The sequence below is a fragment of the Methylorubrum podarium genome (assembly GCF_040270385.1).
GTDB classification, from domain to species: Bacteria; Pseudomonadota; Alphaproteobacteria; order Rhizobiales; family Beijerinckiaceae; genus Methylobacterium; species Methylobacterium podarium.
The window spans coordinates 1-13,520 of record NZ_JBELQE010000027.1 but is presented as its reverse complement, the minus strand read 5'-3'; the positions used below and the strand labels follow the sequence as shown (position 1 = coordinate 13,520).

The 13,520-nt window shown below is 71.0% G+C and carries 14 protein-coding genes; 4 read left to right on the top strand and 10 right to left on the bottom strand.

The genetic code is table 11. The annotated features are described in order from the left end of the window. Window positions 1-284: 284 nt before the first annotated feature. The 6 genes from ABS772_RS03865 to ABS772_RS03840 all read right to left on the bottom strand — a co-directional run bounded on the left by ABS772_RS03865 (window position 285) and on the right by ABS772_RS03840 (window position 6,233). Window positions 285-1,265 carry a Tim44 domain-containing protein gene (locus ABS772_RS03865; RefSeq protein ID WP_350392313.1) on the bottom strand — a complete coding sequence of 327 codons (981 nt, stop codon included), beginning with the start codon at window positions 1,263-1,265 and terminating at the stop codon, window positions 285-287. 160 nt (window positions 1,266-1,425) lie between these two features. Beyond that, a complete protein-coding gene (locus tag ABS772_RS03860) occupies window positions 1,426-2,538 on the bottom strand; it encodes a two-component system sensor histidine kinase NtrB (RefSeq protein ID WP_350392311.1) in 1,113 nt (370 codons plus the stop codon). A 130-nt stretch (window positions 2,539-2,668) separates the two neighbouring features. After that, a complete protein-coding gene (locus tag ABS772_RS03855; protein WP_238258526.1) occupies window positions 2,669-3,370 on the bottom strand; it encodes a transglutaminase-like cysteine peptidase in 702 nt (233 codons plus the stop codon). 206 nt (window positions 3,371-3,576) lie between these two features. Beyond that, the gene (locus tag ABS772_RS03850; protein ID WP_350392309.1) at window positions 3,577-4,239 is read right to left on the bottom strand and encodes a transglutaminase-like cysteine peptidase; all 663 of its coding nucleotides are present in this window, start codon (window positions 4,237-4,239) and stop codon (window positions 3,577-3,579) included. Window positions 4,240-4,853: 614 nt separating this feature from the next. Next, entirely contained in the window at window positions 4,854-5,477 is a 624-nt protein-coding gene (locus tag ABS772_RS03845; RefSeq protein ID WP_238258238.1) for a PilZ domain-containing protein, read from the bottom strand. 135 nt (window positions 5,478-5,612) lie between these two features. Continuing rightward, window positions 5,613-6,233: a PAS domain-containing protein gene (locus tag ABS772_RS03840; RefSeq protein ID WP_350392308.1), complete on the bottom strand. Its 621-nt coding sequence runs from the start codon at window positions 6,231-6,233 to the stop codon at window positions 5,613-5,615. A 250-nt stretch (window positions 6,234-6,483) separates the two neighbouring features. On the opposite strand from ABS772_RS03840, the gene ABS772_RS03835 reads away from it, so the two are divergent. Both ABS772_RS03835 and ABS772_RS03830 read left to right on the top strand, forming a co-directional pair. Beyond that, on the top strand, window positions 6,484-7,308 hold the full coding sequence (locus tag ABS772_RS03835; RefSeq protein WP_350392307.1) for a rhomboid family intramembrane serine protease: 825 nt from the start codon (window positions 6,484-6,486) through the stop codon (window positions 7,306-7,308). 241 nt (window positions 7,309-7,549) lie between these two features. Next, complete coding sequence (locus ABS772_RS03830; RefSeq protein WP_350392306.1) at window positions 7,550-8,446, top strand: transporter; 897 nt, start codon at window positions 7,550-7,552, stop codon at window positions 8,444-8,446. Between the two features lie 106 nt (window positions 8,447-8,552). Here the strand turns inward: ABS772_RS03830 and ABS772_RS03825 are convergent, their stop codons facing one another. Next, the gene (locus tag ABS772_RS03825; protein ID WP_350392305.1) at window positions 8,553-9,419 is read right to left on the bottom strand and encodes a hypothetical protein; all 867 of its coding nucleotides are present in this window, start codon (window positions 9,417-9,419) and stop codon (window positions 8,553-8,555) included. Between the two features lie 226 nt (window positions 9,420-9,645). On the opposite strand from ABS772_RS03825, the gene ABS772_RS03820 reads away from it, so the two are divergent. Together ABS772_RS03820 and ABS772_RS03815 are read left to right on the top strand one after the other, a co-directional pair. Beyond that, a complete protein-coding gene (locus ABS772_RS03820; protein WP_350392303.1) occupies window positions 9,646-10,362 on the top strand; it encodes a carbonic anhydrase in 717 nt (238 codons plus the stop codon). A gap of 546 nt (window positions 10,363-10,908) precedes the next feature. Next, window positions 10,909-11,340: a CBS domain-containing protein gene (locus tag ABS772_RS03815; RefSeq protein ID WP_350392302.1), complete on the top strand. Its 432-nt coding sequence runs from the start codon at window positions 10,909-10,911 to the stop codon at window positions 11,338-11,340. 27 nt (window positions 11,341-11,367) lie between these two features. Here ABS772_RS03815 and ABS772_RS03810 read toward each other — a convergent pair whose 3' ends face one another. Genes ABS772_RS03810 through folE form a run of 3 tightly spaced genes read right to left on the bottom strand, consistent with a single transcriptional unit; the run spans window position 11,368 to window position 13,518 of the window. Beyond that, the gene (locus ABS772_RS03810; protein ID WP_407942959.1) at window positions 11,368-12,447 is read right to left on the bottom strand and encodes a patatin-like phospholipase family protein; all 1,080 of its coding nucleotides are present in this window, start codon (window positions 12,445-12,447) and stop codon (window positions 11,368-11,370) included. Further along, a complete protein-coding gene (gene hisI, locus ABS772_RS03805) occupies window positions 12,444-12,866 on the bottom strand; it encodes a phosphoribosyl-AMP cyclohydrolase (protein ID WP_350392301.1) in 423 nt (140 codons plus the stop codon). Before hisI ends, ABS772_RS03810 begins: the two co-directional genes overlap by 4 nt. Window positions 12,867-12,885: 19 nt before the next feature. After that, window positions 12,886-13,518 (bottom strand): GTP cyclohydrolase I FolE, encoded by a 633-nt coding sequence (gene folE, locus ABS772_RS03800; RefSeq protein WP_350392299.1) that lies wholly within the window; start codon window positions 13,516-13,518, stop codon window positions 12,886-12,888. Between the last annotated feature and the right edge of the window lie 2 nt (window positions 13,519-13,520).

The following is a 13,520-nucleotide window of genomic DNA, read 5'->3' as shown; positions in this document are numbered from 1 at the left end:
GGAGGCAGGAGGTGGGGGTGGTTCAGGATGAGGCGGTGCGGTGCCTTCTGCACCACCCCCACCCCGAACCCCTCCCCACAAGGGGGAGGGGACAGGCCCTGCTCTGACCAAGGCGATCAACCGGAAACGGGATGAGTGGGCGGAAGGGCCCTGGCGTATCGTTCGGACACGTCGAGCCCTGGATTGCTTCGGCCCCGCCTCGCAATGACGGGAGCCGTGCTTCATCACGAAAAAGGGCGCCCGGCTCTCGCCGGACGCCCTTTTCGTTGAAGGTCTGAGACCGCTCAGCGGCCCTGCTGGATCGCCGAGAGCAGCCACGGGCCGCCGGGCTCGCGCACGAAGGTCCAGAACTCCTTGGCCTCCTGCGGGCCGTTCTCGACGTGGCGGTTGGTGGCGCGCTCGAACACCTCGTCGCGCAGCGAGAAGCGCATGGCGACGGTGGCGAACTCGACCCGACCCTCGCGCCACGCCTCGGACAGGTCGCCCTGGAGCAGCTTCACGTCCGAGATCCGGTTGACCACGCCGCGGGCGGCGTTGGCGCGCAGATCCTCCTCGAAGTAGCCGACCATTTCCGGCGTCGCGAGACGGCGCAGGGCGGCGACGTCCTCGCGGCCATAGGCGCCCTGGATCTCGTTGAGCGAGCGCTCGAAGGCTTGGAAGTCGTCCGGCTGGACCTGGATCGGCTGCGGGCGGGCACCGCCGCCGAGGCCGCCGCCCATCGGGTTCATGCCGGCGTTCATTCCACCCTGCATGCCACCCTGCATGCCGCCTTCCGGCGGCAGTCCGGAGCGGGCAAGGGGGGCGTTGCCGGCCATGGCGGGCTGGTTGCCCTCCTGGCGGCGGCGGAAGAAGCGCACGACCAGCATCACGAGGAGCGCGATCAGGCCGATCTGGAAGATCAGGCCGATGAACGAGCCGATGCCGCCGAGGCCGCCCGACAGGCCGGCACCGAGCAGGGCGCCGATCAGGCCCGCGCCGAGCATGCCGCCGAGGAAGCCGCCGCCGAAGCGCGAACCGCCGTTCTGGGCCGCCATGCCGGGATTGTTGAAGCCCGGGCTCGGGCTCGTCTGCGAGCGCTGGATCGGACCCATCGCGCCCGGCGAGGTCGCGGTGGAGGGCGGCGCGCTGAAGGTCTTCGAGCCGCGCGAGCCCGAACCGACGCCGCCGCCCGGCCGTGCATCGACGGCGGGCGCCGCCAGGGCGAGCGAAGCCGCGAGCGCGAGGAGGGTCACGACGCGCCGACGGCGCGCGGGGGAGGAAGCCATTGAAAGAACCTCGGTCACCGAAGAGGGCGAAATGCCCTTTCTCTATGTGGAGACGTCCGGCGCGGGTTTTTAGTCCCGTTCAAGCTCGTCTTTTCTTCGCGGCGGGGCGGATTCCGCGATCCGCCGGACTCCGACCGCTGTGCGGGACACCCCAAACGGCTCAGCGCGCGGCGGGGAAGACGAGGCGCACGGTCGCGCCCTCGCCGGGCCGGCTCTCGATCGAGATCGTGCCGTTCTGGCGCTTCATCAAGCCGTGGACGATGGCGAGCCCCGCGCCCCGGCCGGATTCGCGGGTCGTGGCGAAGGGGGCGAGCGCCCGCGACAGCATCTCCGGCGACAGGCCGTGCCCGGAATCCGTCACGGTGAGGCCGACGGCCCCGGCCTCGGGGCGCTGCAGCGAGCGGTCGCCGGGCTCGATCGCGAACAGGGTCACGCCGATGCGGCCGCGCCCGGCCATGGCCTCGCAGGCGTTGGCGAGGATGTGGCCGAGCGCCAGTTCCAGCTGGATCGGGTTGCACAGGGCCGGCGGCAGACCGTCGGGGATCGACAGATCCAGCGCGATCCCCGGCGGCAGGCCCGGCCGCAGCCGGTCGAGGCCCGCCAGCACCGCCGCGCCGAGATCGACCGGGCGCAGGTCGGGCGCGATCCGCCGGGAATGGGCGAGGAGCTGCCGGGTGAGCACGGCGGCCCGCTCGGAGGCCTCCGTGGAGCGGGTGATGGCCCGCTGGATGAACGGCTCCGGCCGGTCGCCGAGGCGCCGCTTCAGCCCGTCGATGTAGCCGATCAGGATCTGCAGGAAGTTGTTGAATTCGTGCGCGACGCTGTTCGTCAGAAGCCCGAGCGCCTCCCGCTGCCGCGACAGGGCGAGGGCATCCTCGGCGTCCCGCCGCCGCGTCACGTCGATGATCTGGCCGAGGAGGCGCGGGGCGTCGCCGCCGGGCAGGGCGGCGAGGTGGATCTCGCCCCAGAACGAGGCGCCGCCGCCGCGGCCGAACAGCAGCTCGAAGCGTCCCGCCTCGCCGCGGGCCAGGGCCTCGCGGAACGGTGCCCAGCCGGCATGATCGCCGTGGTGGCAGGCCAGCGCCTCGATCCCCTGCCCGACGAGCGCGGCCTCGCCGAGGTCGGTCAGCCGCAGCAGGGCGGGGTTGGCGGCGCGGATCATCGCCCCGGCCTCCGACGGTTCCAGGAGCAGCGCGGGGAGCGGCAGCACCGCGAGGAGGTCGGTCTCCGCCGCGGGATCCGGGGCGGAAGCGAGGGCGGCCTCGGTCGGCATCACGGGGCGCCGCCGCGGCGGAAGGGAGACCCGGCCCGAGCCGGACCGGCCCGGCGGCGGGGCGGGCGAAGCGAGAACGGTTCGGAGCGCGGCTGAGGCATGCCCTTCAACGCCCGAACGCCGATCCGGATCAGCGGTTGGCGGTGGTGGCGGGCGAGGCGTCGTTGTTGAGGCTGACCCAGGCCTTTCCGTCCTGCCCCTCGCGCTTGACGAAGCTGTAGCCGGTGCGCTGCCAGGGCAGGACCGCGTTGGTCTTGTTGTCGAGGATCAGGTCGCCCCGGTCGGTGCGCACCATCAGCACCGCGTGGCCCTCGCCGATCTCGTCGATCACCACCGTCATCCGCAGGGCCCGGCGGGACAGGCGCCGCTCCACCAGCATCCGGCGCTTGAGGAGCTGGATGTCCTCGCAGTCGCCGAAGCCGTCATCGGGGAAATCCCAGCGATCGACGACGCCCCAATGGGCCATGTCGGTGATCGGCTTGATGCGGGCGTTGACCCGGCGGTTGACGGTCGTGAGCGTGTGCCACAGCGCGGGCGTCAGGGTGACGACCGCCGGCTCCGTGGGATCGACCGTGCATTCGGACGGGTAGCGGGCGCAGAAATCGTTCCAGGCGGCGACGGGGCGGGCGGGGGCGCCGGGATCGGCCGCACTGCCCGCCTCGGGCAGGCCGGCGGTGCGCGCCTGACTCGGCTGGACCGGCGCCGCGGCGCCGCCGAGCAGCAGGGTCGCGCCGACGAGGGACAGATGGGCCGCCCGGCCGAGGCGCCGTCTCACGTCCCCGCGGAGGAACGCCGATCCGTTGCCGACGCCCCGAAGCACCGCGTACCGCATGGCCGACCGTCCCGCAGCCCCTTGTTTCCCGGCGAAGCTTGCACGGGCCGAAGCCCGGCTCAATACGAAAATGAAGGAACGGTGAAGGCGGATTGCCGCTTCCCAGTGCCGCGGCGAGACAAGCCGGCTCGGGCTGGCAATCCGGCCACACCGGCCGCCCTTTCTCCGCAGGCCGCGCGGAGGCGATCCGCGAAGCGGGGCCGCGCTCAGCGGTTCGCCGTCGTGACGGGCGAGCTGGCTCCGCCCAGCGAAACCCATGCCAGGGTGTCCTGCCCCTCGCGCTTGATGAAGACGTAGCCGGTCTGGGCCCAGGTCAGCACCGCGTTGGTCTTGTTGTCGAGCACGAGGTCGCCGCGGTCGGTGATGAGGGTGAGGACGGCGTGGCCTTCGCCCTTCTCGTCGATCACCACGGTCATCCGCATCGCCCGGCGCGGCAGGCCCGCGGCGGCCAGCATCCGGCGCTTGAGAAGCTGGAAATCCTCGCAATCGCCGCGGCCGTCCTCGGCGAGGTCCCAGCGGTCGGGCCGGCCCCAATGCTCCTGGTCGGTGACGGGGTCGATCGTCCGGTTCACCCGGCGGTTGACCGAGACGATCGTCGACCAGATGGCCGGGGTCATCGCGATCCGGGCCGGCTCGGCGCGATCGAAGGCGCATTCCGCCGGATAGGACTGGCAGAACTCGGTCCAGGCCAGGATCGGCCGGGCCTCGGCGCCGGGGATGAGGCCGGCGCTCGCCGCGGGGAGCGCGGCCATCATCTGCGGAGCGGTCTGGGCCCCGGTCTCGCTGACGAGGCCGACGCAGAGGGTCAGCAACGCCAAGAGCCCCATCTGGAGCCCCGTCTTGAGATGACCCGTCCCGGTGGTGCGCATCGCGGCGTTTCCTTCGAACGAGGCCAGGATGTCGCCGCACCCCCTCCGCCGCGCTGAAGTCGATCCGCGCAATTTTATCGATTTGCCCCGGCAACGATCCGCCCGTCCGTGAGGGCGAATTGCGGCTCACGGATCTGCGGCCAATGCGAGGGATCGCGTTAGGGAGCGGGAAACCCTGCGCGACGGCCGAACGGGCCGCGGTCGCGCGGTCCCGCGCAGGGAATCGCGAAGGCGGCGCGGGTCCGCAGCCGGCAGGGCGTGGCCGGGTGTGATCCGGTCGCCGCTCGATCACCTCGGGCCTTGCCCCACCCCGTCATCGCGAGGCGGAGCCGAAGCGATCCAGGGGGCGCCCTTTTCGGAGATGTCGCGCCCTGGATTGTCACAGCTTCGCCTCGCGATGACGGAGGAGAAACCGACGTGATCAACCGGAGACGGTATGATCCGAAAGGAGGGTGTCGGCCGCTGCGTGCAGGATCAGTTCGCCGCGACGCGGAGCCGGCGCGTTAACCCGTTCGGGCTCAGCCGGACGAGGATGATTCGGCCCGCGGGCAACGCGGCGGTCATCGTTGCGATCACGCACCCGCGGGCGAGGCGGGGCCGGCCGCCTCGGAGCCTCAGAGCGTGATGCCCTCGTGGAAGCGGTCCGGCGAGATCGGCAGCATGAACTGGGCGCCGATGCCGCCCTCGAAGTAGCGCACCACCCGGCCCGGCGTGGAGCCGACCAGGATGTGCGTGCCGATCGGCGGGGACGAGGAGGTCGCGAGCGCCACGCCGGACATCGAGATGTCGATGATTCGGGCGGCGATGAAGCGGCCGCTCTCCAGGCGCAGGGTCACGCCGGGCTGGTTCGGAACGAGGCGCTCGTTGGTCCGGCCCTCCGGCAGGCCGAGGCTCTCTCGGTTGGCGAGCCACATCAGCTGGGACGCGATCTTCTCCCGCTTGCGCGGCGTCGCGTTGATTCGCATCGCGAAGCCCCGCGGCGGATGGCGCACGATCACCCCTTCCAACCGGCCGATCTGCTCGAGATACAGCACCACGCGCTCGCCCAGCGCACCGATCACGGCGCAGGTCAGGCGCACGCCGCCCGGCGACATGTCCACGGTCTGGCAGGGATATTCCCGCCGGTCGGCCAGCATGTAGCGGCCGAGCAGCGTCGCGCGCACCCGCTGGTGCCGCCGCTGTTCGGCAGCGTAGTCCGGCAGAGAGGTGGCCGTCCCGGATCGGGAGAGCTCGGTCATGACAGCTCGGCGGTCTCGATGTCCCAACCGAATCACTAACCGCACCACGGTTACAAAAGGCTTGCATGCCCGCCGAGGCTGCGCCGCGGGCGACCACGCGAGCGGCGCGGGAGGCCCCGTGCCGGGCGCGGACGCTCAGGCGTTGCCGCGCCCGCCCTCATGGACCAGCAGGTGACCGAACCGGACCGGACGGGCATCGTTGGCGGGTTCGGGCAGGCCCTCGGCGAAGGTCCGCATCGCCGCCGGCTCCGGCGCGGCCGTCTCGAGCACCCTCAGGGACACGGTCTCGAGTCGCAGGATCGGCCGGCTGCCGAGCCATGACGGGATGCAATGCGGGCTCAGGGCGCCGAGGATGCGCGCTTGGGTCTTGCCGCGGTGGCGCAGCGGCAGGAGCAGCAATTCGAGGTCGAGGGTCTCGTCCCGGACCGTGATCCCGGTCAGGCCCGCCACCACGCCCACGGTATCGCCAGCGACGGTCTCGATGAGCTGCCGGGGATCGGTGAAGGACTGGGGTCGCTCGGCCCAGAGGTCGACGAAGGCGGTGCCCCGCAATTCGCGTCCGAACAGGGCGCACAGGCGGGTGCCGGCCAAGCGCACCGTGCTCGCGCGCCGCACCGGATCGGTCTCCAGGATGAAGCTGTCGGCGAGCAGGTTGCGGATCTCGCCGGGCTCGATCTCGCCTCGCTCCGGCGCGGCCCTCTCTCCGCGCAGCCGGTCCCAGTAGGCGTGAAGCTGACGGCTGGTCGGATGCTTCATGATGTTCCGCATCGGTACGGCCCGGGTCTGAATGGGCACGGCTCTTGGTCGGTACGGCACGAAAAGCGTCCTCGTGCGCCGTTCGTGGTTATCGTCCGCACACCCTATGCCGTCCCGTTCGGCCACGCTCGCGCAACCCATCCTTAACCTTAACGGCCGGTCGGGGGATTCGCTTGCATTTGAGCGACCTCGTGCCGCCCCGTGCCGATTGGATCTTGCGGCGCCGCGCTTCCCCCCGACATGGTGCGGCATGGATGCCTCCCCCGACCTGCCCCGCCAGGGCCGCGTGCCCGTCTTCAACCTGCCGGGAATCGTCACCGTCTCGATCGCGGTGCTGGCCGGGATCCACCTCGTCCGCACCGTCCTGCCGGACGATCTCGACCTGTCGCTGCTCCTCAACCTCGCCTTCATCCCGGCCCGCTGGACCGCCGCCTTCGATCCGTCGTCGGGGGCCGAGATCGTCCGGGCGGCGGGGGAGGGGGCCGGCGGACCCGAGATGGCCTCGGCACGGCAGGCCTTCGCCCGCTATCTCGTCGCCGACCCGTCGGCGAGCCCCTGGACCGGGGCGACCTACGCCCTGCTGCACGGCTCCTGGGTGCACCTGATCTTCAACGCGGTGTGGCTCGCCGTCTTCGGCACCCCGGTCGCCCGCCGCTACGGCGTCCTGCGCTACGGCCTGCTGGCGCTCGCGGGGATCGTCGCGGGCGCCGTCGTCCATCTCCTCGTCGATCCCTACAGCCTGATGCCGCTGGTCGGCGCCTCCGCCGGCATCTCGGCCCTCATGGCGGCGGCGGCCCGCTTCGTGTTCCAGCCTCCGCCGCCCTTCATGGCCGGGGCACCCTGGCAATTGCCGCCGCGGCCGAGGCTCCAGACCATCCCGGAGCTGATGCGCAACCGCCCGGCGGTGCTGTTCCTCGGGGTCTGGTTCGTCACCAACCTGCTGTTCGGCGTCCTGGCCCTGCCGCTCGGGGGCAGCGAGGGACCGATCGCCTGGGACGCCCATCTCGGCGGCTTCGCCGCCGGCTTCTTCCTCCTGCCGCTGATGGAGCGCGGCAGCGCCGGAGGCCGGGGTTAGGCATCCGGCACGGAAGGCCGGCCGCGCCCGCCCGGCGGGAGGAGATCGATCAGCGAACACGGTTTTCTTCGGGCGCACCCAACTGTGCCCGGGAAGATCCGTGTCATACGCGCCACGCGAGGAGTTTCTGAAAGTGAGACGGCAATAAAAGCAGCCGCTCGACCGTCGGTAAGCTGAACGAGAGCGGGTAAGAACCAAAGCAACCCATGGCCGCTCCGTTCCTGATGGAGAGTGGACCCTGGTGAAACATCGCGCAGCCGTCATCGCCCGTCTCGGAACTCGTCTCGGGCTCGCCTTCGCCGGCATGTGGGGGCTCGGGGGCACCGCCGCCCACGCCGCCTCCGCCGCCCAGCCCGGCCAGACGGTGGGCGTGCCGTTCGGTGCGCCGTTCCCCAAAGGCTTCTACGCCGTGAACCTGTCGAGCTTCGGCGTGCGCGAGACCGCGCCGCTCGACTCCGAGAGCAACGTCAACCTGCCGACCCTGCTCTGGGCGACCCCCTTCTCCGTCCTCGGCGGGCAGGTGCAGTTCGTCTTCGTGGCGCCGATCGCCGCCTCCAGCGTGCGCGGCGCGCCCTACAACAGCGGCTGGGGCCAACCCCTGCTCGCCGGCCAACTCGCCTGGGATCTCGGCGACGGGGTCGGCGTCAGCTACCTCCTCGGCGGCTACCTGCCCTGGGAGACCCGCTTCCTCACCCAGTCGGCCTCGCTGAGCCACCGCTTCGCGATCACCTACGCCGCCGACGACTGGGCGATCACCGCCAACCTGCTCTACGGCCACATGCTCGAGACGCGCGCGCCCAACGGCGCGCTCTATCCCGACTACCTCAATCTCGACGTCACCCTGACGAAGAAGTTCGGCAAGTGGCAGGTCGGCCCGGTCGCCTTCGCCTCGACCGATCTCAAGACCGACGTCGTCGGCTACCGGCAGCAGGGCCAGATCGCGGTGGGCGGTCTCGTCGGCTACAATTTCGGCTTCATGAACGTCCAGGGCTACGTCACCCGCGACGTGGCGGAGCGCAACTACGGCGGCAAGGAAACGCGCGGCTGGCTTCGCATCGTCGTCCCGTTCCTGCAGGACAAGGCCGAGGCCCAGCCGAATCGCACGCTGATCACCCGCCGCCAGGCCGAGGGCCGCTGAGCGGGACCGGTCGGTTCGGCCGGTCCGAAGCGCACTGCGCGCGCCGTCCCGGGTCCGGGACGGCGGCGCCTTCGCGACGCGGCGCCGTCATGGCCGAGCCGGTTCCCTAAACCGCGCAGCGATCGGACGCGCTCTCGCAGACCGCGGCGGCGAGATCGTCGTAGAAGATCATCTGACCGGCGGCCCAGCGTTCGAACTCCTCCTGGAGCGAGGGGTCGAACCTCGTCACGCGACGATCCTCGATCCGAAACCATCCGGCCTCGTCGGCCTCCCTGACGAGATTGCCGATATGGGCGCGCGAGACCCGCAACCGCTCCGCCAACGTGCGAAGGCTGAGCGGCGGCGCGGCGGGAGCGCCGGGGATCGTGGCGGCGTAGTGGGCGCCGATCACGGCGGTCAGCAAGGGATAGCCGCAATCGCGCATGGCGAAGCGCAGCACGCGCGGAAACGGCGCGATGAGCATGCCGTGGCGCAGGACATGCGCGGCCGAGCGGCGGATGAGTTCTCCCATATGGTCCGTGTCGTCCAGCCGCCCGGCCAGCCCCGGCCGCCTGCGCTCGATCGTATCCATGGCCGCCACGAACAGGCGCCCGGATCGGCCGATCTCGGCGACCAGGGCGGGGGCCGCCCTCAGCCACTTGATGCGGGCGTCCTCCCGATCCGCTTCGACGGTGACGAAGCGGGCGGCCTTCAAGGCCGACACGAAGGCGGCCGTCTGCCGGCTGCTGGATCCGACCATGGCCTGCAGAGCGGTCAGCGTCGGGCGCGGTCCCTGGCGGCGACGCCAGGCATAGTCGTTGTGGATCAGCATGAACGACACGAGATAGCGGCCGAACTGATTGAGCATCTTGTGGGTCGGCCACAGGATCCGCGCCGGTTCGGTCATGTCGCGGCAATACAGGGCGAGCGCCGGACGAAAGCCGGATCTCCGCCGCAGATCGTCGATCCGCGCGATGAAATCGTCGTCCAGCATCCGCGCGCCCATCGTGACTCGGATCGGATGACGGGGATGGCCCGCCCCGCGCAGGGGCCCGCGTCCCGAACTTCCTGCAAAGTTTGGACTCTGCGGTTGCAACCTAGAAGGGTACGAGTCAAGCGGCTCGGATCGGTGCCGACCCCTGCGAGACGGCCGGAGCGTGACGACGGCCACGCACGGACACCGAGCCCGAGATGGACGAGACTTTTCGGGAGCCGCAGCCGTGTGCGATCAGCATGCCCCTACCTTCTCGCGCCGCAGCCTGCTGGCCGCCGCGGCGGTCAGCCCGTTCGCCGCGGCGACGGGGGTCTCCGCGGCGACCGAAGCCGCCGTCGACACGCCCGCCCCGAACGTCGTCACCCCCGATCAGGCCCTCGCCCGGCTGATCGAAGGGAACAAGCGCTACGCCGCCAACACGCCGGCGAACCGGGATCTCTCCGCCGGCCGAGCCGCCCGGGCCGCCGCGCAATACCCGATCGCCTGCGTGGTCGGCTGCGCCGACGCCCGCGTCGCCCCGGAACTCCTGTTCGACCAGGGCCCCGGCGATCTCTTCATCGTTCGAGTCGCGGGCAACTTCGTCAACACCGACGGCCTCGCCAGCCTGGAATACGGCGTGAAGGTGCTGGGCGCCCGGTTGATCGTCGTGCTCGGCCATTCGAATTGCGGCGCCGTCAAAGCGACGATCGACGTCCTCAAGAAGAACATCACGCTCCCGGGGCATCTCCCGGTCCTGATCGACGCGATCCGGCCCGCCGTCGATCTGGCCGAGAAGGCGCGGGCTTCCGATCCCCTCGCCGAGGCCATCGCCCAGAACGTCCGGTACAACGTTCGGCGCCTCGAGCAGGCGGGGCCGATCATCTCGGACGCGGTCGCGCGGGGGGATGTGAAGGTCGTCGGCGGGTTCTACGACATCGCCAACGGCGCCGTCGCGTTCCTCTGATCCGGCCACGGGTTGATCACCGCGGGCATCGCCCGATTTCGTCATCGCGAGGCGAAGCCGAAGCGATCCAGTGCGCGCGATTTCCGGACAGGTCGCGCCCTGGATTGCTTTCGCCTCGCAAGGACGCAGGAGAGACCGAAGCGATCGCCCGGACAGCGTGTGGAGAGCGTCGTCACACGGGCGGGTAAACGCCCTGTCCGGAGTTGCAGGAAGGCCGACTGATGGTCGGCTTTCCTGTGTCCGGCGGGCGCCGGGGCCGCGCCCCCGGATCGGCGTCATCCTGGCTGAGCCAGACAGGGGTCGCAGCAACCGGTCGTGTCGGGGAAAATCTCGATTCGGCTCTCGACGGAACGCACCTTCGAATGTTGTCCGGCCAACGATCGAAATGCATTTTTGTGCAGATCGATCGTTGAAACGACCGGCCGATGTGCTTGCCAGCGCGACCAAAGCGCCACACAATCCCTGTCGAAATCCAGGACCAGCTCATCTGTGCGCCGGTTCAAGGCTGCAGGCTGATGGATGGTTCGAAGCGAGGGGAACTATAATATGACCGTTGCGCGAATCCTTGCAGAGAAAGGCGGTTCAGTGGTCACGGTGGCACCGCACCGGACCATCGACGAAGCCGTCCACCTTCTCGCCGAGAAGCGGATCGGTGCCCTCGTGGTAGGCGATGCCGAGGGCCGCGTGATCGGGATCCTGTCCGAGCGCGACGTGATGCGGGCGCTGGCGACCGAGGGAGCGGCGGCCCTCGACCGTCCGATCTCGCACTACATGACCGAGAAGGTCGTCACCTGCACCCGGCGGACCACCATCGAAGACGTGATGGAGACGATGACCAACGGGCGCTTCCGCCACCTTCCGGTGGTCGAGGAGGGACGCCTCGTCGGCGTCGTGTCGATCGGTGACGTCGTCGCGCGCCGCATCGCGGCGGTCGAGGCCGAGCATCAGGCGATGCGCGACTACATCACGATGGCCTGACCCTCGGCCCGACCCCGTCGCGGCGGCTCAACTGCGCGCCGCCGCGCCCTCGATCATGCGCCGGATCTCCGGCAGCGCCGCCCGCACCGCCTGGCGGCCCAGGGCGATCCCGTCGGCCGCCCGGTGGAATTCGAACTGCCCGAATTCGGCCAGGAGCGGCCGGATCGCGACGTCCGGCGGATCGCTCGCGAGCCGCGCCCGGGAGATCCGGTCCTGGGTGATGTTGAAGGCGTCGAGCATCACCCGGGCGACGCCCGGGCTCGGCCGGCCGGCGGGGGGCGGCAGCGGCCCGCGGCGGCCCATGAGGCGCTGACCCAGGCGCTGCCCCATGATGCGCCGGCTCGCCCCGCTCAGCAGGCCCCAGCGGCCCCGACGGCGCACGGTGGCCTCCAGCGTCTGCTCGATCGCCCGCTCGACCGGCTCGTCGGCTTCCTCCAGCATCGGATCGTCCCGCTCCGGTCGGATCACCGTCGCGGGCGCGCGCGTCTCGCAGGCGAGGTTCACGCAGATCACGAGGTCGGCGCCGAGTTCGCGGGCGAGGCGCACGGGGACCGGGTTCACCAGCGTCCCGTCCATCAGGAGGCGCCCGTCGAGGGCGACCGGGGGGAAGATGCCGGGAATGGCGTAGGAGGCCCGCACCGCCTCGACCAGGGGGCCGCGGGAGAGCCAGACCTCGTGGCCGGTGCCGAGCTCGGTCGCGACGCTGGCGAAGGCGAGGCGCAGCTCCTCGATGCGGAAGCCCTCGAGCTCGCGGGCGAGGCGGCGGCGCAGGCGCTCGCCGGCGATCAGGCCGGAGCCGGTGATGCGCGGATCGAGCATGCCGACCACCCGGCGGCGGGTGAGCGAGAGCGCGAAGTCCTTGAGGGTGTCGATGCGGCCGGCGGCGTAGGCCCCGCCCACCACGGCGCCGATGGAGCAGCCGGCCACCACCTCGGGGAAGATCCCGGCCTCCTCCAGCCCCTCGATCACGCCGATATGCGACCAGCCGCGGGCGGAGCCGCCGCCGAGCGCGAGACCGATGCGGGGGGAGCGGAAGCGGGGCACCACCGGTTCCACCGCCCCGTCCGGAAAGCGGGGCGGGAGGGAACGGGACACCTCGAACATCATCGGTCCGGATCGGCCGGGACGAGGGCGACGGCACCGGTCGCGGGGTCGCGCGCGACGGCGCGATAGAAGCAGGAGCGACGGCCGGTATGGCAGCAGCCGCCATCGCCGCCGACCTCGACCCGGATCAGGAGCGCGTCCTGATCGCAATCGACCCGCATCTCGACGATGCGCTGGATCTGCCCGGACGTGGCGCCCTTGTGCCAGAGTTCGCCGCGCGAGCGCGACCAGTACCACGCCTCGCCGGTCTCCAGGCTGCGGGCGAGCGCCTCGGCGTTCATGTGGGCGAGCATCAGCACGCGCCCGTCCTGCGCATCGACGGCGATGCAGGCCACGAGCCCGTCGGGGCCGAAGCGGGGCGTCAGGGCGGCCCCTTCCTCGACCTCGGCCCGGGTGCCGGGTGAGGCGAATCGCTCGGTCATCGCGCGATGTCCGGCCGCCTCAGCCCTTCGGGTTCCGGACGAAGGTCAGGAAGCGCACCTGCTCGTTCGGATCGCTCTTGTAGACGCCGCGGAACTGGGTGGTGATGGTGGAGACGCCGGCCTTCTGCACGCCGCGCATGGCCATGCAGAGATGCTCGGCCTCGACCATCACGGCGCAGCCGCGGGGCTGGAGGATGCTCTCGATCGTGTCGGCGATCTGCGCCGTCATCGTCTCCTGCGTCTGCAGGCGGCGGGCGAAGGCATCGACCACGCGGGCGAGCTTGGAGAGGCCGACCACGCCCTTGGTGGGGTAGTAGGCGATGTGGGCGAGCCCCATGAACGGCACCATGTGGTGCTCGCAATGGGAGTAGAACGGGATGTCGCGCACCAGCACGGCGTCGGAATAGCCCTCGACATCCTCGAACACCCGCTCCAGCAGGGCGTCGGCATCCATGCGGTAGCCGCCGAAGATCTGCTCGTAGGCCTTCACCACCCGGGCGGGGGTGTCGATCAGCCCCTCGCGGGTCGGGTCGTCGCCGGCCCAGCGCAGCAGCGTGCGCACGGCGGCCTCCGCCTCCTGGCGGCTCGGCCGGCCGAGCGCCACCTCGTTCGGCACCCGCTGGGCCGACTCGGGGCGGTGTCTTATACACATAT